Annotated in this window: 18 protein-coding genes; 17 read left to right on the top strand and 1 reads right to left on the bottom strand. The window is 59.1% G+C overall.

The annotated features are described in order from the left end of the window. The first annotated feature begins 37 nt into the window (after positions 1-37). The 6 genes from queA to PSH66_RS24195 all read left to right on the top strand — a co-directional run bounded on the left by queA (position 38) and on the right by PSH66_RS24195 (position 6,112). A complete protein-coding gene (gene queA / locus PSH66_RS24220) occupies positions 38-1,087 on the top strand; it encodes a tRNA preQ1(34) S-adenosylmethionine ribosyltransferase-isomerase QueA (RefSeq protein WP_305427769.1) in 1,050 nt (349 codons plus the stop codon). Positions 1,088-1,092: 5 nt separating this feature from the next. Further along, complete coding sequence (gene tgt / locus PSH66_RS24215; protein ID WP_305429649.1) at positions 1,093-2,208, top strand: tRNA guanosine(34) transglycosylase Tgt; 1,116 nt, start codon at positions 1,093-1,095, stop codon at positions 2,206-2,208. 43 nt (positions 2,209-2,251) lie between these two features. Further along, a complete protein-coding gene (gene yajC / locus PSH66_RS24210; protein WP_003175975.1) occupies positions 2,252-2,590 on the top strand; it encodes a preprotein translocase subunit YajC in 339 nt (112 codons plus the stop codon). Positions 2,591-2,652: 62 nt separating this feature from the next. Next, a complete protein-coding gene (secD, locus tag PSH66_RS24205) occupies positions 2,653-4,521 on the top strand; it encodes a protein translocase subunit SecD (protein WP_078825985.1) in 1,869 nt (622 codons plus the stop codon). Positions 4,522-4,530: 9 nt separating this feature from the next. Then, positions 4,531-5,445: a protein translocase subunit SecF gene (gene secF, locus PSH66_RS24200; protein ID WP_003175973.1), complete on the top strand. Its 915-nt coding sequence runs from the start codon at positions 4,531-4,533 to the stop codon at positions 5,443-5,445. 124 nt (positions 5,446-5,569) lie between these two features. Further along, positions 5,570-6,112, top strand: coding sequence for a glycine zipper 2TM domain-containing protein (locus PSH66_RS24195; protein ID WP_003175972.1), 543 nt, complete (start codon positions 5,570-5,572; stop codon positions 6,110-6,112). Positions 6,113-6,317: 205 nt separating this feature from the next. Here PSH66_RS24195 and suhB read toward each other — a convergent pair whose 3' ends face one another. Then, a complete protein-coding gene (gene suhB / locus PSH66_RS24190) occupies positions 6,318-7,133 on the bottom strand; it encodes an inositol-phosphate phosphatase (protein ID WP_003175971.1) in 816 nt (271 codons plus the stop codon). A gap of 145 nt (positions 7,134-7,278) precedes the next feature. Between suhB and trmJ the strand changes: the two genes are divergently transcribed. The 11 genes from trmJ (at position 7,279) to ndk (ending at position 15,250) form a co-directional block, all read left to right on the top strand. Further along, positions 7,279-8,049, top strand: a complete 771-nt coding sequence (gene trmJ, locus PSH66_RS24185; RefSeq protein WP_305427768.1) for a tRNA (cytosine(32)/uridine(32)-2'-O)-methyltransferase TrmJ — start codon at positions 7,279-7,281, stop codon at positions 8,047-8,049. A 2-nt stretch (positions 8,050-8,051) separates the two neighbouring features. Then, positions 8,052-8,834, top strand: coding sequence for a serine O-acetyltransferase (gene cysE, locus PSH66_RS24180; protein ID WP_003175969.1), 783 nt, complete (start codon positions 8,052-8,054; stop codon positions 8,832-8,834). A 302-nt stretch (positions 8,835-9,136) separates the two neighbouring features. After that, the gene (gene iscR / locus PSH66_RS24175) at positions 9,137-9,628 is read left to right on the top strand and encodes a Fe-S cluster assembly transcriptional regulator IscR (protein ID WP_042945252.1); all 492 of its coding nucleotides are present in this window, start codon (positions 9,137-9,139) and stop codon (positions 9,626-9,628) included. Between the two features lie 50 nt (positions 9,629-9,678). Then, positions 9,679-10,893, top strand: a complete 1,215-nt coding sequence (locus tag PSH66_RS24170; protein WP_078734577.1) for an IscS subfamily cysteine desulfurase — start codon at positions 9,679-9,681, stop codon at positions 10,891-10,893. 99 nt (positions 10,894-10,992) lie between these two features. After that, a complete protein-coding gene (iscU, locus tag PSH66_RS24165; RefSeq protein WP_003175965.1) occupies positions 10,993-11,379 on the top strand; it encodes a Fe-S cluster assembly scaffold IscU in 387 nt (128 codons plus the stop codon). A gap of 28 nt (positions 11,380-11,407) precedes the next feature. Further along, positions 11,408-11,731 (top strand): iron-sulfur cluster assembly protein IscA, encoded by a 324-nt coding sequence (gene iscA / locus PSH66_RS24160; RefSeq protein WP_003175963.1) that lies wholly within the window; start codon positions 11,408-11,410, stop codon positions 11,729-11,731. Between the two features lie 8 nt (positions 11,732-11,739). After that, positions 11,740-12,261, top strand: a complete 522-nt coding sequence (gene hscB / locus PSH66_RS24155; RefSeq protein WP_003175960.1) for a co-chaperone HscB — start codon at positions 11,740-11,742, stop codon at positions 12,259-12,261. Positions 12,262-12,314: 53 nt separating this feature from the next. After that, on the top strand, positions 12,315-14,177 hold the full coding sequence (gene hscA, locus PSH66_RS24150) for a Fe-S protein assembly chaperone HscA (RefSeq protein ID WP_305427767.1): 1,863 nt from the start codon (positions 12,315-12,317) through the stop codon (positions 14,175-14,177). Between the two features lie 3 nt (positions 14,178-14,180). Further along, positions 14,181-14,522 (top strand): ISC system 2Fe-2S type ferredoxin, encoded by a 342-nt coding sequence (gene fdx, locus PSH66_RS24145; protein WP_003175958.1) that lies wholly within the window; start codon positions 14,181-14,183, stop codon positions 14,520-14,522. A gap of 13 nt (positions 14,523-14,535) precedes the next feature. Beyond that, entirely contained in the window at positions 14,536-14,736 is a 201-nt protein-coding gene (iscX, locus tag PSH66_RS24140; protein ID WP_003175957.1) for a Fe-S cluster assembly protein IscX, read from the top strand. Positions 14,737-14,824: 88 nt separating this feature from the next. Further along, positions 14,825-15,250 (top strand): nucleoside-diphosphate kinase, encoded by a 426-nt coding sequence (gene ndk / locus PSH66_RS24135; RefSeq protein ID WP_003175956.1) that lies wholly within the window; start codon positions 14,825-14,827, stop codon positions 15,248-15,250. Positions 15,251-15,256: the final 6 nt, after the last annotated feature.

The following is a 15,256-nucleotide window of genomic DNA, read 5'->3' as shown; positions in this document are numbered from 1 at the left end:
CCGCTAGACTTCCCGGCCCTGCTAGACGAACCCCATCATGCGCGTTGCTGACTTTACTTTTGAACTGCCTGATTCGCTGATTGCTCGCCACCCTTTGGCCGAGCGTCGCGCCAGTCGACTGCTGACCCTGGACGGGGTCAGCGGTGCCCTCGTACACCGTCAATTCACTGATTTGCTTGAGCATTTGCGGCCGGGCGACTTGATGGTATTCAACAATACCCGGGTGATTCCGGCGCGTCTGTTTGGCCAGAAAGCATCCGGTGGCAAACTGGAGATTCTGGTGGAGCGGGTGCTGGATACCCATCGCGTACTTGCGCATGTGCGCTCCAGCAAATCGCCTAAGCCGGGGTCGATCATCCTGATCGACGGCGGTGGTGAGGCCGAGATGGTGGCGCGCCATGACGCGTTGTTCGAGCTCAAGTTCGCCGAAGAAGTGCTGCCCTTGTTGGAGCGCGTGGGTCATATGCCGCTGCCTCCTTACATCGATCGCCCCGATGAAGACTCGGATCGTGAGCGCTATCAGACGGTCTACTCGCAGCGCCTCGGTGCGGTGGCCGCGCCGACTGCCGGCCTGCATTTCGATCAACCGCTGCTGGATGCGATTGCCGCCAAGGGCGTCGAGACCGCCTATGTGACTCTGCACGTGGGGGCCGGTACGTTTCAGCCGGTGCGTGTGGATAACATCGAAGACCATCATATGCACAGCGAATGGCTGGAGGTCAGCCAAGACGTCGTGGATGCCGTTCAAGCGTGCAAGGCGCGTGGAGGTCGAGTGGTGGCGGTGGGTACGACCAGTGTGCGCTCCCTGGAGAGTGCGGCACGTGATGGCGTGCTCAAGCCGTTCAGTGGCGACACCGATATTTTCATTTTTCCGGGCAGGCCGTTCCATGTGGTCGATTGCCTGGTGACCAACTTCCACTTGCCGGAATCCACGCTATTGATGCTGGTGTCGGCATTTGCCGGTTACCCGGAAACCATGGCCGCCTATCAAGCAGCCATCGATAACGGGTACCGTTTTTTCAGTTACGGTGATGCGATGTTTATCACCCGCAACCCGGCGCCACGCGGCCCAGAGGAACAACTATGAGTCGTATGTCGTTTGAATTGCTCGCCACCGACGGCAAAGCCCGTCGGGGACGCCTGACCTTCCCGCGCGGCACTGTGGAAACCCCGGCGTTCATGCCAGTCGGCACCTATGGCACCGTCAAGGGCATGCTGCCGCGCGACATCGTCGCCACCGGTGCCGAGATCATCCTGGGCAATACCTTTCACCTGTGGCTGCGTCCTGGTACGGAAGTGATCAAGAAGCATGGCGACCTGCATGACTTCATGAAATGGCAAGGTCCTATCCTCACTGATTCTGGTGGTTTCCAGGTGTTCAGCCTGGGTGCCATGCGCAAGATCAAGGAGGAGGGCGTGACCTTCGCCTCGCCGGTGGACGGCTCGAAGGTGTTCATGGGGCCGGAAGAGTCAATGCAGGTACAGCGTGACCTGGGCTCCGACATCGTGATGATCTTTGACGAATGTACGCCGTACCCAGCCGATGAAGACGTGGCGCGGATCTCCATGGAGCTGTCGTTGCGTTGGGCCCAGCGTTCGAAGAACGCCCACGGTGACAACACCGCCGCGTTATTCGGTATCGTGCAGGGCGGCATGCATGAAAGCCTGCGCAAGCGCTCGCTCGAAGGCCTCGACAAGATCGGTTTCGACGGCCTGGCCATCGGCGGTTTGTCGGTAGGCGAGCCAAAGCACGAGATGATCAAGGTGCTGGATTACCTGCCGGGCCTGATGCCCGCTGACAAACCTCGTTACCTTATGGGCGTTGGCAAACCGGAAGATCTCGTAGAGGGTGTGCGCCGCGGTGTGGACATGTTCGATTGCGTGATGCCAACCCGTAATGCCCGCAATGGGCATCTGTTCATTGATACAGGCGTGCTCAAGATCCGTAACGCGTTCCATCGCCATGATGATTCGCCGCTGGATCCCACCTGTGATTGCTACACCTGCCAGAACTTCTCCCGTGCCTATCTGCACCATCTGGACAAGTGCGGGGAAATGCTGGGTAGCATGTTGAATACCATCCACAATTTGCGTCATTACCAAGTCCTGATGGCTGGTTTGCGCGAGGCTATTCAACAGGGTACATTGGCCGCCTTCGTCGATGCCTTCTATGCCAAGCGCGGGCTGCCTGTGCCGCCCTTGGGCTGAGTTTTCCGACCCTAAGATTCACTATTTGCAACTGGAGTGCTAAATGAGCTTTTTTATCTCTAACGCCATGGCCGACGCCGCCGCACCTGCTGCTGCCGGCCCTATGGGCGGTGGTTTCGAGTGGATTTTCCTGGTCGGCTTCCTGGTCATCTTCTATCTGATGATCTGGCGCCCCCAGGCCAAGCGTGCCAAAGAGCAGAAAAACCTGCTGGGCAGCCTGCAGAAAGGTGACGAAGTGGTGACCACTGGCGGTATCGCCGGCAAAATCACCAAGGTTTCCGATGCTTTCGTGGTATTGGAAGTCTCCGACACCGTAGAAATGAAGTTCCAGAAGGGCGCCATCGCCGCCACGCTGCCAAAAGGCACGCTCAAAGCGATCTAAGTAACAACCTTTACCAATCGACGGGGCGCGCAAGGCGCCCCGCGTTATAAGCGGGCGGCGTGATGCTGAACAAATACCCTCTGTGGAAATACGTACTGATCCTGGCGGTGCTGGCGATCGGTTTTATTTATTCCGCTCCCAATCTCTATCCTGATGACCCTGCGATCCAGATCTCTGGCGCCAGCACTTCGCTGCAGGTCAATCAGGCTGACCTGGAGCGTGCGAGCAAAGCGCTCAACGACGCAGGTATCCAGGTTAAAGCGGCAACCTTGGCAGCTGGTTCGAAGGGCGGTTTGTTGCGCCTGACCAAGCAAGAAGACCAATTGCCGGCCAAAGATGTCGTGCGCAAGGCCATGGGTGACGACTACGTTGTCGCGTTAAACCTGGCACAAACCACGCCACAATGGCTGCGCAGCATTGGCGCGCACCCGATGAAACTGGGTCTGGACTTGTCCGGTGGTGTGCACTTCCTGCTGGAAGTGGACATGGACAAGGCCCTAGACGCCCGCCTGAAAGTCTATGAAGGCGACGTGAAGAGCCTGCTGCGCAAAGAGAAGTTGCGTTATCGCAGCCTGCCGCAGCTTAACGGCGCCATCCAGCTGGGCTTTACTGACGAAGCCTCCCGCGAACAGGCCCGTGCGCTGATCCGCAAAAACTTCAATGATTTCGACATCGTACCCGCCGACCTGAATGGTCAGGCGGTACTGCGTTTGGCGATGAGCCCGGCCAAGATCGCGGAGATCCGCGAATACTCCATCAAGCAGAACTTGACCACGGTACGCAACCGGGTCAACGAGCTGGGTGTGGCCGAGCCGATCGTGCAGCGCCAAGGCGCAAACCGTATTGTGGTCGAGCTGCCGGGCGTGCAGGACACGGCTGAAGCCAAGCGTATCCTCGGCAAGACTGCCAACCTGGAGTTCCGCCTGGCGGCCGAGCCGGGGGCTTCCCGCGCGACGTCCGAGGAATTCGAGTTCCGCGAAGGCAACCGTCCTCCAGCGCTTATCGAGCGTGGCCTGATCATCACCGGTGACCAGGTGACCGATGCCAAGGCGGGTTTCGGCGAGCACGGTACCCCTGAGGTGAACATCCGTCTGGATGGTCACGGCGGCGAACTGATGAGCCGCGCCACGCGCAGCAACGTCGGTCGCAGCATGGCGGTGATCTTCATCGAGCAGCGTCCTGTTACTACTTACACCAAGCAAATGGTCAACGGCGTCGAGAAAGACGTGCCGGTACAAACCTTCAAGGAAGAGAAAAAGATCATCAGCCTCGCGACCATCCAGTCGCCGCTGGGTGCTCAATTCCGCATCACTGGCCTGAACGGTCAGGGTGAATCCTCGGAGCTGGCCCTGCTGCTGCGTGCCGGTGGCCTGGCTGCGCCGATGTACTTCGCGGAAGAGCGCACCATCGGCCCGAGCCTGGGCGCCGACAACATCACCAAGGGTGTGGATGCCGCGCTGTGGGGCATGCTGTTCGTCTCGCTGTTCATCATCGCTATCTACCGCTTCTTCGGCGTCATCGCCACCGTGGCCCTGGCGGGCAACATGGTGATGCTGCTGGCCCTGATGTCGCTGCTGGGCGCTACGCTGACCCTTCCGGGTATCGCCGGTATCGTGCTCACCATGGGTATGGCGGTGGACGCCAACGTGCTGATCTTCTCGCGGATTCGTGAGGAAATCGCGGCGGGCATGACCGTGCAGCGTGCTATCAACGAAGGCTTCGGCCGGGCATTTACCGCGATCCTCGACTCCAACCTGACCACCCTGTTGGTCGGCGGGATTCTCTTTGCCATGGGCACAGGCCCGGTCAAAGGTTTTGCGGTGACCATGTCCCTCGGTATCTTTACCTCGATGTTCACGGCCATCATGGTGACCCGCGCAATGGTCAACCTGATCTTTGGCGGACGTGACTTCAAGAAGTTGTGGATTTAAGGGGCTGCCATGTTACGTACAATCAACTTCATGGGCGTTCGCAACATTGCGTTCGGCGCCACTGTGCTCCTTACCGTTCTGGCGTTGTTCAGCTGGTTCCATAAGGGTCTGAACTACGGTCTGGACTTCACCGGCGGTACGCTTATCGAGCTGACCTATGAGAAGCCGGCCGACGTTACCCTGGTGCGCAACGAACTGGTCAAGGCCGGTTATCACGAGGCCATCGTGCAAAGCTTTGGTGCGACCACCGACCTCCTGGTGCGCATGCCTGGCGAAGACCCGCAACTGGGTCACCAGGTAGCCGAAGCCTTGCAAAAAGTGGGCGGCGACAACCCGGCGTCGGTCAAGCGTGTCGAGTTCGTGGGGCCGCAGGTCGGTGAAGAGCTGCGCGACCAGGGCGGCCTCGGCATGCTGATGGCGCTGGTCGGTATCATGATCTACCTGGCTTTCCGCTTTCAGTGGAAGTTCGGTGTCGGCGCCATTGTGTCGCTGATCCACGACGTGATCGTGACCGTGGGCATCCTGGCCTACTTCCAGATCACCTTCGACCTGACGGTGCTGGCGGCTGTGCTGGCGATCATTGGTTACTCCCTCAACGACACCATCGTGGTCTTCGACCGGGTTCGCGAGAACTTCCGCGTACTGCGCAAGGCGACGTTGATCGAGAACATCAACATCTCCACCACCCAGACCCTGCTGCGGACCATGGCGACCTCGATCTCCACCTTGCTGGCGATTGCTGCGCTGATGATCTTTGGTGGCGACAATCTGTGGGGCTTCTCCCTGGCGCTGTTTATCGGTGTTCTGGCGGGGACCTACTCGTCGATCTATATCGCGAACGTGGTGCTGATCTGGCTGAACCTCAACAGCGAAGACTTGATCCCTCCGGCCAGCACTGGCAAGGAGGTCGACGACCGCCCTTGATGGGTGGTTGTTGATCGGCTGTAACAAGAAAGGCGCGAGTATTGAACTCGCGCCTTTTTTTTTGCTCCAAGGCTGGGTATAGCGCGGATCTTTCGATCCGTTTGTGATGGTCAGGAGGTTCAACGTGAACAAGTCGTTACTGGTTGGTGCGGTATTGGGTGCTGTCGGTGTGACTGCCGGGGGTGCTGTTGCCACCTACAGCCTGGTAAAAAGCGGCCCTGAGTATGCGCAAGTGCTGGCAGTGCAGCCGGTGAAAACCCAGATCAAGACCCCTCGCGAAGTCTGTAAGGATGTCGCAGTGACCCGGCAGCGTCCGGTGCAGGATCAACATCAAATCGCCGGTACCGTCGTGGGCGCCCTTGCAGGTGGCTTGCTGGGCAACCAGATCGGTGGCGGTAACGGTAAGAAGCTGGCGACTGTAGCGGGTGCAGTCGGTGGGGGCTACGCCGGTAACAAGGTTCAGGAAGGCATGCAGAACCGTGATACCTACACCACCACGCAGACTCGTTGTAATACCGTGAACGACATCAGCGACAAGGTTGTCGGGTATGACGTGCGTTACAACCTCGATGGCAAGGAAGGTTCGGTGCGCATGGACCGTGATCCCGGCGGCCAGATTCCAGTCGACAAAGAAGGTCGTTTGATTCTGGGTCAGAACCAGCAGTAATTCCAAGCCTGGTGCAGTTCAACATGTGGGAGGGGGGCTTGCTCCCGATAGCGGTGTATCAGTCAATGAGTCTGTAACTGAGTAACCGCAATCGGGAGCAAGCCCCCTCTCACATTTGATTGGTGTTGTTGCTGAGGCTTAGGCCTGGCTCAAAATCCAGGCATAAAAAAAGCACCCCTCGGGGTGCTTTTTTGTGCCCGCTCGCTTAACGCTTCAGCGAAGCCGGCAAGTGCGGCTGGATTGCCGTCAGTACCGCCTTGAAGCATTTGGTGTTGCCGGCAACCACATGGCCTTTTTCCAGGAAATCGTGACCGCCGGTGAAGTCGCTCACCAGGCCGCCGGCTTCTTGGATCAGCAGGGCGCCTGCAGCCATGTCCCATTCGGACAGGCCCGACTCCCAGAACGCATCAAAACGTCCGGCAGCAACATAAGCCAGGTCCAGGCTGGCTGCGCCCGCGCGGCGGATGCCGGCGGTCTGGCCAACCAGGGCGCGGAACATGCCCAGGTAATTTTCCAGGTTGTCCATCTGGTCGTCCCGAAACGGGAAGCCGGTACCCAGCAGGGCGCCGTCCAGGCTGGTGCGGCCGCTGACGCGCAGGCGACGACCGTTCAGTTGGGCGCCACGGCCACGGCTGGCAGTGAATTCTTCCTGGCGAACCGGGTCGAGTACGACGGCGTGTTCCAGGCGACCGCGGTATTTGCAGGCGATGCTCACCGCAAAGTGTGGGATGCCGCGCAGGAAGTTGGTGGTGCCATCCAGTGGGTCGATGATCCACAGGTAGTCTTCGCCTTCGCCACTACCTTTGTGCAGGCCGGTTTCTTCGCCGAGGATGCCGTGGGTAGGGTAGGCCTTGCGCAGCGCGTCGATGATTTTCTGTTCGGCGGCGCGATCCACCTCGGATACATAATCCTTGGCGTCTTTTTCGTCGACCTTGATGGTATCCAGGCGCTCGATGGAGCGGAAGATCAATTCACTGGCGCTGCGGGCGGCGCGCAGCGCGATATTCAGCATGGGCTGCATGGATAGGTCACCTAAGGTTGTTAAAGAAAGCCGAGCATTCTAGCAGAAACTTTCTTCAGGTGAAGGACGACGTTAGCTTTCGTGGCATAACCTTGGGCTGTTCTGTAAGATTTGCTCCCCTTTACCGTGTCCGAGAGCGCCTCCCTTGCTGCAAAACATCCGTGTCGTCTTGGTCAATACCAGTCACCCCGGCAACATCGGTGGGGTGGCGCGAGCCATGAAAAACATGGGGCTGACGCGTCTGGTGCTGGTCGAACCGCGCGTATTCCCGCACCACGAGGCTGATGCCCGCGCATCCGGTGCCAACGATCTGCTTGAAAAAGCGCAGGTCGTCGCCACCTTGGAAGATGCGCTGGTCGGTTGCAACCTGGTGCTCGGCACCAGTGCCCGTGACCGGCGTATCCCCTGGCCACTGCTGGATCCGCGTGAATGCGGATCCAAGGTGGTGGAGGAGGCTGTCGGTGGCGCTGAAATTGCTCTGGTGTTCGGCCGTGAAGATTCCGGCCTGACCAATGAAGAGCTGCAGCGATGTCACTACCACGTGCACATCCCATCAGACCCCGAGTTCAGTTCGCTGAACCTCGGGGCAGCGGTGCAGGTGTTGACTTACGAAGTACGCATGGCGTGGTTGGCGGCTGCCGGCCAGCCCAGCAAGATGGAAAAGGAAGAGGTTGCATCGACCAAAAGTGGCGAGTTGGCCACCATGGACGAACTGGAGCGGTTCTATGAGCACCTGGAGCAAACCCTGGTGGCCATCGAATTCCTTGATCCGGAAAAGCCGCGGCACTTGATGGCGCGCCTGCGTCGGTTATACGGACGCAGCTCGGTCAGTCGAGCGGAAATGAATATATTGCGTGGCATCCTCACGGAAACCCAGAAAGCGGCTCGTGGCGAGCTTCTTAAGCGGAAGGATTAAAAATGTTCGAGCGTTTGCGAGAAGATATCCAGAGTGTTTTCCACCGTGATCCCGCGGCGCGCAACGCCTTCGAAGTGCTGACCTGCTATCCGGGCATGCACGCGATCTGGATTCACCGGTTGTCCGGCGCCTTGTGGGGTATGGGCTGGAAATGGCTGGCGCGGCTGGTGTCGAACTTTGGTCGCTGGTTGACCGGGATCGAGATCCATCCGGGCGCCAAGGTGGGCCGTCGATTTTTTATCGACCATGGCATGGGTATCGTCATTGGTGAGACGGCAGAAATCGGTGATGACGTGACGCTGTATCAGGGCGTGACACTGGGGGGCACCAGTTGGAATAAGGGCAAGCGCCATCCGACGCTGGAAAACGGCGTCGTCGTCGGGGCGGGTGCCAAAGTGTTGGGCCCGTTTACCGTGGGCGCGGGGGCCAAGGTAGGCTCCAATGCGGTCGTCACTAAGGCCGTGCCGCCTGGCGCAACCGTGGTGGGTATTCCGGGGCGCATCATTGTCAAGCCTGAAGTCGGCGACGAGCAGGAGGCCAAGCGCAAGGCCATGGCCGAGAAGATCGGCTTCGATGCCTATGGTGTCAGTGAGGACATGCCTGACCCGGTGGCCCGCGCCATCGGTCAATTGCTCGACCATCTGCAGGCAGTGGACGGCAAGCTGGACGGTATGTGCGGTGCGCTGAAGGAGTTGGGCAGCAGCTACTGTGCGAAAGATCTGCCTGAACTGCGCGAAGAAGACTTCGCCGAGATCAAGGACGAAGCCGCCACCAAGGCAAGCTGAGGTTTCATCATCACGGAGAATCCCCTGTGGGAGGGGCTTGCCCCCGATAGCGGTATGCCAGACACCCCATATGTCGACTGATCCACCGCCTTCGGGGGCAAGCCCTCTCCCACATTTTGACCTCCATTGGTCCCGCATTCGTGGTTTGGCCCCGTTCCTGCTGGTCGATCCAACCCCGTCCTGCTATGATTCGCGCGCCCTTTTTGCGGGTAATCCTGACTAAAGTACTAGGTCTTATAGTTGACTTAAATACTCGGGAATCGCATACTTGCTCCCATTCTGAAACACCTTGGTACTTGTCCATGAGACTGACTACAAAAGGCCGATACGCGGTGACTGCCATGCTCGACCTGGCTTTGCACGCGCAAGCTGGGCCGGTGTCCCTGGCCGATATCTCCGAGCGCCAAGGCATTTCCCTGTCCTACCTCGAGCAGCTGTTCGCCAAATTGCGCCGCAGTAATCTGGTTTCCAGCGTACGAGGGCCGGGTGGTGGCTATCAACTGTCCCGCGACATGCAGGGCATTCAGGTAGCCCAGGTGATCGACGCGGTCAACGAATCCGTCGATGCGACCAAATGCCAGGGCCTGGGTGATTGCCACGCCGGCGACACCTGCCTGACGCACCACTTGTGGTGTGACTTGAGCCTGCAGATCCATGAGTTTTTGAGTGGTATCAGCTTGGCTGATCTTGTGACTCGCCGTGAGGTGCAAGAAGTAGCCCAGCGTCAGGACCAGCGCCGTTGCAACACCAAGGCGCCGCGTCTGGACAAGATCGAAGCGTCCGCCGTCGAGTGACAGCCGAAGAGCTAACGGCACGCCAGCCAGCCTGATTTAGGAGAAAGTCCATGAAATTGCCGATTTACCTTGATTACTCAGCGACCACCCCGGTTGATCCGCGTGTCGCGCAAAAGATGAGCGAATGCTTGCTGGTCGACGGAAACTTCGGCAACCCGGCCTCCCGTTCCCACGTATTCGGCTGGAAAGCCGAGGAAGCGGTCGAGAACGCTCGTCGCCAGGTCGCCGACCTGGTTGGCGCAGACCCGCGCGAAATCGTCTGGACCTCCGGTGCCACCGAGTCCGACAACCTGGCTATCAAGGGCGCGGCGCATTTCTACGCGACCAAAGGCAAGCACCTGATCACTACCAAGATTGAGCACAAGGCTGTCCTCGACACCATGCGCCAACTGGAGCGTGAAGGTTTTGAGGTGACCTACCTCGAGCCTACCACCGACGGTATCGTCACCCCGGCCATGATCGAAGCCGCGCTGCGCGACGACACCATTTTGGTTTCGGTGATTCACGTAAACAACGAAATCGGCACCATCAACGACATCGAAGCGATCGGCGAACTGACCCGCTCCAAGGGCATTCTGCTGCACGTCGACGCTGCTCAGTCCACCGGCAAGGTCGACATCGACCTGTCCAAGCTGAAAGTCGACCTGATGTCATTCTCCGCCCACAAGACCTATGGCCCTAAAGGCATCGGCGCCCTCTACGTAAGCCGCAAGCCGCGCGTACGTATCGAGGCCACCATGCACGGCGGCGGTCACGAGCGCGGCATGCGTTCGGGCACCCTGGCGACCCACCAGATCGTGGGCATGGGCGAAGCCTTCCGTGTAGCCAAGGAAGACATGGCTGCCGAAAACATCCGTATCAAGGCGTTGAGCGATCGTTTCTACAAGCAGGTCGAGAACCTTGAAGAGCTGTACATCAACGGCAGCATGACCGCCCGTGTACCGCACAACCTGAATTTGAGCTTCAACTACGTCGAAGGCGAGTCGCTGATCATGGCGCTCAAGGACCTGGCGGTTTCGTCCGGTTCGGCCTGCACCTCGGCGTCCCTTGAGCCTTCGTACGTACTGCGCGCCCTTGGCCGCAACGACGAACTGGCTCACAGCTCGATCCGCTTTACGTTCGGCCGCTTCACCACCGAAGAACAAGTCGATTATGCCGCGCAGAAAGTCTGCGAAGCCGTCAACAAGCTGCGCGTTCTGTCGCCGCTGTGGGACATGTACAAAGACGGTGTCGACATTTCCAAGATCGAGTGGGCGGCACACTAACTATAGAAGCCGCCACCCCAGCTCTGTAGGAACGTGGCGGAAAACGCAGGCGTTTCTACAGGGTTCCAGAGCGGCCCTGATGAGTGAGGATTCAGTACCATGGCTTACAGCGAAAAGGTCATCGACCACTACGAAAACCCGCGCAACGTCGGCAAGATGAACGCGGAAGATCCTGATGTCGGCACCGGCATGGTCGGCGCTCCGGCGTGCGGCGACGTGATGCGCCTGCAGATCAAGGTCAACGACGCTGGCGTTATCGAAGACGCCAAGTTCAAGACCTACGGCTGCGGTTCGGCCATCGCCTCCAGCTCCCTGGCGACCGAGTGGATGAAAGGCAAGACCCTGGATGAGGCTGTCACTATCAGCAACACCCAGCTGGCCGAAGAATTGGCCCTTCCGCCGGTGAAAATTCACTGCTCCGTGCTCGCAGAGGACGCCATCAAGGCGGCCGTTCGCGACTACAAGCAGAAGAAAGGCTTGATCTAAGTGTTTGGCGACGAGTAAGGAGTCAACGATGGCTATCAGCATGACAGAAGCGGCTGCGCAGCACATTCGCCGCTCCCTGAATGGGCGCGGTAAAGGTGAGGGGATTCGTCTGGGTGTACGCACCACAGGCTGTTCCGGCCTTGCCTACGTGCTGGAGTTTGTCGACGAGGTGGTTGCGGAGGACCAGGTGTTCGAAAGTCACGGCGAGAAAGTGATCATCGACCCGAAAAGTCTGACCTACCTGGACGGCACCGAGCTCGATTTCGTCAAGGAAGGGTTGAACGAAGGCTTCAAGTTCAACAACCCCAACGTACGCGGTGAATGTGGCTGCGGCGAAAGCTTCAACATCTGAGGCTATTCGTGGGTACTCCTTGTCATTTCGCTTTATTCGATCTGCAACCGAGTTTTCGGCTGGACCTCGATCAGCTTGCCACGCGCTACCGTGAATTGGCGCGTAGCGTGCATCCGGACCGCTTCGCTGACGCTTCCGAGCGTGAGCAACGCCTGGCGCTGGAGCAATCGGCCAGCCTCAACGAAGCCTATCAGACGCTCAAAAGCCCCCCCAAGCGCGCGCGTTACTTGCTCGCGCTGAACGGTGGTGAGCTGCCACTTGAAGTCACGGTGCACGACCCGGACTTCCTGATGCAGCAGATGCAATGGCGCGAAGAACTTGAAGACTTGCAGGACGACGCCGATCTGGCGGGTGTCGCGGTCTTCAAGCGCCGTCTGAAAGCCGCCCAGGATGAGCTCAACGAAAGCTTCGCAGCCTGTTGGGATGATGCAGCGCAACGCGAACAGGCCGAACGCCTGATGCGACGCATGCAGTTCCTCGACAAGCTCACCTACGAAGTGCGCCAGCTAGAAGAGCGCCTCGACGATTAACCCAGTGTGCTGCCCGTGATGCACGCCTGATAGACAGATAAGACCTGATTACCATGGCTCTACTGCAAATCGCCGAACCCGGCCAAAGCCCTCAACCGCATCAGCGTCGTCTGGCGGTGGGGATTGACCTGGGCACCACCAATTCCCTGGTTGCTGCCGTGCGCAGCGGCCTGTCCGAGCCGCTGCCTGACGCCGACGGCAAGGTTATCCTGCCGTCTGCCGTGCGTTATCACGCCGATCGCACCGAAGTCGGTGAATCGGCCAAGCTGGCGGCGTCCGCCGATCCCTTTAACACCGTGCTCTCGGTCAAGCGCTTGATGGGGCGTGGTCTGTCCGACGTCAAGCAGTTGGGTGACCAGTTGCCGTACCGCTTTGTCGGCGGTGAATCCCATATGCCGTTCATCGATACCGTCCAAGGGCCCAAGAGCCCGGTGGAAGTGTCGGCCGATATCCTCAAGGTGCTGCGCCAGCGTGCGGAAACCACCTTGGGCGGCGAGTTGGTCGGTGCGGTGATCACGGTTCCGGCCTATTTCGATGACGCTCAGCGCCAAGCCACCAAAGATGCGGCAAAGCTGGCCGGACTGAACGTGCTGCGTTTGCTTAATGAGCCGACCGCTGCCGCCGTGGCTTACGGCCTGGACCAGCACGCTGAAGGCCTGGTCGCCATTTACGACCTGGGCGGCGGCACCTTTGATATTTCGATCTTGCGCCTGACCGGCGGCGTCTTCGAAGTGCTGGCCACCGGTGGCGACAGCGCTCTGGGGGGCGATGACTTCGATCACGCTATTGCAGGCTGGATCATCACCAACGCAGGCCTGTCGGCCGACCTCGACCCTGGCGCGCAGCGCAACCTGCTGCAAGCCGCCTGCGCTGCCAAGGAAGCGCTGACGGATGCCGCATCCGTTGAAGTTTCCTACGGTACCTGGTCGGCCCAGCTGACCCGCGAAGCCTTCGATGCGCTGATCGAGCCCATGGTCGCTCGCAGCCTGAAAGCCTGTCGCCGTGCGGTGCGCGACTCGGGTATCGAGTTGGAAGACGTCGGCGCTGTCGTCATGGTCGGCGGTTCCACTCGCGTTCCGCGTGTGCGGGAAGCCGTCGCCGAAGCGTTTGGCCGGGAGCCGTTGACCGAAATCGACCCGGATCAAGTAGTCGCCATTGGCGCCGCGATCCAGGCCGATACCCTCGCGGGCAACAAGCGCGAGGGTGGCGAACTGCTTCTGCTCGACGTGATTCCATTGTCCCTGGGCCTGGAAACCATGGGCGGCTTGATGGAGAAGGTGATCCCGCGCAACACCACCATCCCCGTCGCCCGTGCCCAAGACTTCACCACCTACAAAGACGGCCAGACGGCCATGATGATTCATGTGCTGCAAGGTGAGCGTGAGCTGATCAGCGACTGCCGCTCCCTGGCACGCTTTGAGTTGCGCGGTATCCCAGCGATGGTCGCGGGTGCCGCGAAGATTCGGGTGACCTTCCAGGTTGATGCTGACGGCCTGTTGAACGTGGCTGCGCGTGAGTTGGGTTCGGGCGTCGAGGCCAGCATCCAGGTCAAGCCGTCCTACGGCCTCACCGATGGTGAAATCGCCAAGATGCTCAAGGACTCCTTCCAGCATGCCGGCGACGACAAGGTCGCCCGTGTATTGCGTGAGCAGCAAGTGGATGCCCAGCGCCTGCTCGAAGCGGTGCAGGGGGCCCTTGATGCTGATGGCGAGCGCCTGCTTGACGCCGAAGAGCGCATGGTCATCGACCTGCAGATGCAGGAGTTAGCCGAATTGATGAAGGGCAACGATGGTTACGCCATCGAGCAGCAGACCAAACGCTTGTCGCAGGTCACTGACGCCTTTGCCGCCCGGCGCATGGACCAGACGGTGAAAGCCGCACTGGCCGGGCGCAACCTGAATGAAATCGAGGAATAATTAATGCCGCAGGTCATTTTTCTGCCACACGCCGAGCATTGCCCGGACGGTATGGTTGTTGAGGCTGAGACCGGCAAGTCCATCCTCGAAGTTGCCCATGACAACCACATTGAGATCGAGAGTGCCTGTGGTGGTGTCTGTGCTTGCACCACTTGTCACTGCATCATTCGCGAGGGGTTCAACTCGCTTGAAGAGGCTGACGAGCTGGAAGAAGACTTTCTCGATCGCGCCTGGGGCCTGGAGGCGACTTCGCGTCTAAGCTGTCAGGCAAAGGTCGGGACCGAGGACATCACTGTCGAAATTCCGAAATATTCGCTTAACCATGCGGCCGAAGCGCCGCACTGATGGTGACACTGTCATGAGCTATGGTTGGAATGATGTACAACGCATCGCAGAAGAGTTGGCCGAAGCCAAGCCGGATGTGAATCCGTTGACCGTTAATTTTGTCGATCTGCAGCATTGGATCATGAAGCTTCCCGATTTCGACAGTACCTCTGGCCGTTGTGGCGAGAAGGTTCTGGAGGCTGTCCAACAGCTCTGGATCGAAGAAATCGACTGATCGACCTTGCAGGTTAGGCAATACCCCTGAACCCGCGTATAATTCGCGGGTTTAATTTTTCGTAAATTACCGTTTCTGGAGTTACACCATGGCTGTTCAACGTACTTTCTCCATCATCAAGCCTGACGCTGTTGCAAAAAACGTCATCGGCGAGATCACCACTCGTTTCGAAAAAGCCGGCCTGAAGGTTGTAGCTTCGAAACTCAAGCAACTGTCCAAGGCTGAAGCTGAAGGCTTCTACGCTGAGCACAGCGCACGTGGCTTCTTCGGCGACCTGGTTGCATTCATGATCTCCGGTCCGGTTGTTGTTCAGGTTCTGGAAGGCGAAAACGCTATCGCTCTGAACCGTGAGCTGATGGGTGCTACCAACCCTAAAGAAGCCGCTGCCGGCACTATCCGTGCTGACTTCGCTGAATCCATCGACGCCAACGCTGTACACGGCTCGGACTCCGAAGCTGCCGCTGCTCGCGAAATCTCGTACTTTTTCGCTGCTACTGAAGTAACCGCTCGCTAAGCATCG

This window comes from Pseudomonas sp. FP597, assembly GCF_030687435.1.
GTDB lineage: Bacteria > Pseudomonadota > Gammaproteobacteria > Pseudomonadales > Pseudomonadaceae > Aquipseudomonas > Aquipseudomonas lactucae.
This window is presented reverse-complemented; position numbering and strand designations above follow the sequence as displayed.

Excerpts from the sequence above, each read along its gene's own strand:
- queA (WP_305427769.1), top strand. The coding sequence starts at position 38 with ATGCGCGTTGCTGACTTTACTTTTGAACTGCCTGATTCGCTGATTGCT.
- tgt (WP_305429649.1), top strand. The coding sequence starts at position 1,093 with ATGTCGTTTGAATTGCTCGCCACCGACGGCAAAGCCCGTCGGGGACGC.
- yajC (WP_003175975.1), top strand. The coding sequence starts at position 2,252 with ATGAGCTTTTTTATCTCTAACGCCATGGCCGACGCCGCCGCACCTGCT.
- secD (WP_078825985.1), top strand. The coding sequence starts at position 2,653 with ATGCTGAACAAATACCCTCTGTGGAAATACGTACTGATCCTGGCGGTG.
- secF (WP_003175973.1), top strand. The coding sequence starts at position 4,531 with ATGTTACGTACAATCAACTTCATGGGCGTTCGCAACATTGCGTTCGGC.
- suhB (WP_003175971.1), bottom strand. The coding sequence starts at position 7,133 with ATGCAGCCCATGCTGAATATCGCGCTGCGCGCCGCCCGCAGCGCCAGT.
- cysE (WP_003175969.1), top strand. The coding sequence starts at position 8,052 with ATGTTCGAGCGTTTGCGAGAAGATATCCAGAGTGTTTTCCACCGTGAT.
- iscR (WP_042945252.1), top strand. The coding sequence starts at position 9,137 with ATGAGACTGACTACAAAAGGCCGATACGCGGTGACTGCCATGCTCGAC.
- PSH66_RS24170 (WP_078734577.1), top strand. The coding sequence starts at position 9,679 with ATGAAATTGCCGATTTACCTTGATTACTCAGCGACCACCCCGGTTGAT.
- iscU (WP_003175965.1), top strand. The coding sequence starts at position 10,993 with ATGGCTTACAGCGAAAAGGTCATCGACCACTACGAAAACCCGCGCAAC.
- iscA (WP_003175963.1), top strand. The coding sequence starts at position 11,408 with ATGGCTATCAGCATGACAGAAGCGGCTGCGCAGCACATTCGCCGCTCC.
- hscA (WP_305427767.1), top strand. The coding sequence starts at position 12,315 with ATGGCTCTACTGCAAATCGCCGAACCCGGCCAAAGCCCTCAACCGCAT.
- fdx (WP_003175958.1), top strand. The coding sequence starts at position 14,181 with ATGCCGCAGGTCATTTTTCTGCCACACGCCGAGCATTGCCCGGACGGT.
- iscX (WP_003175957.1), top strand. The coding sequence starts at position 14,536 with ATGAGCTATGGTTGGAATGATGTACAACGCATCGCAGAAGAGTTGGCC.
- ndk (WP_003175956.1), top strand. The coding sequence starts at position 14,825 with ATGGCTGTTCAACGTACTTTCTCCATCATCAAGCCTGACGCTGTTGCA.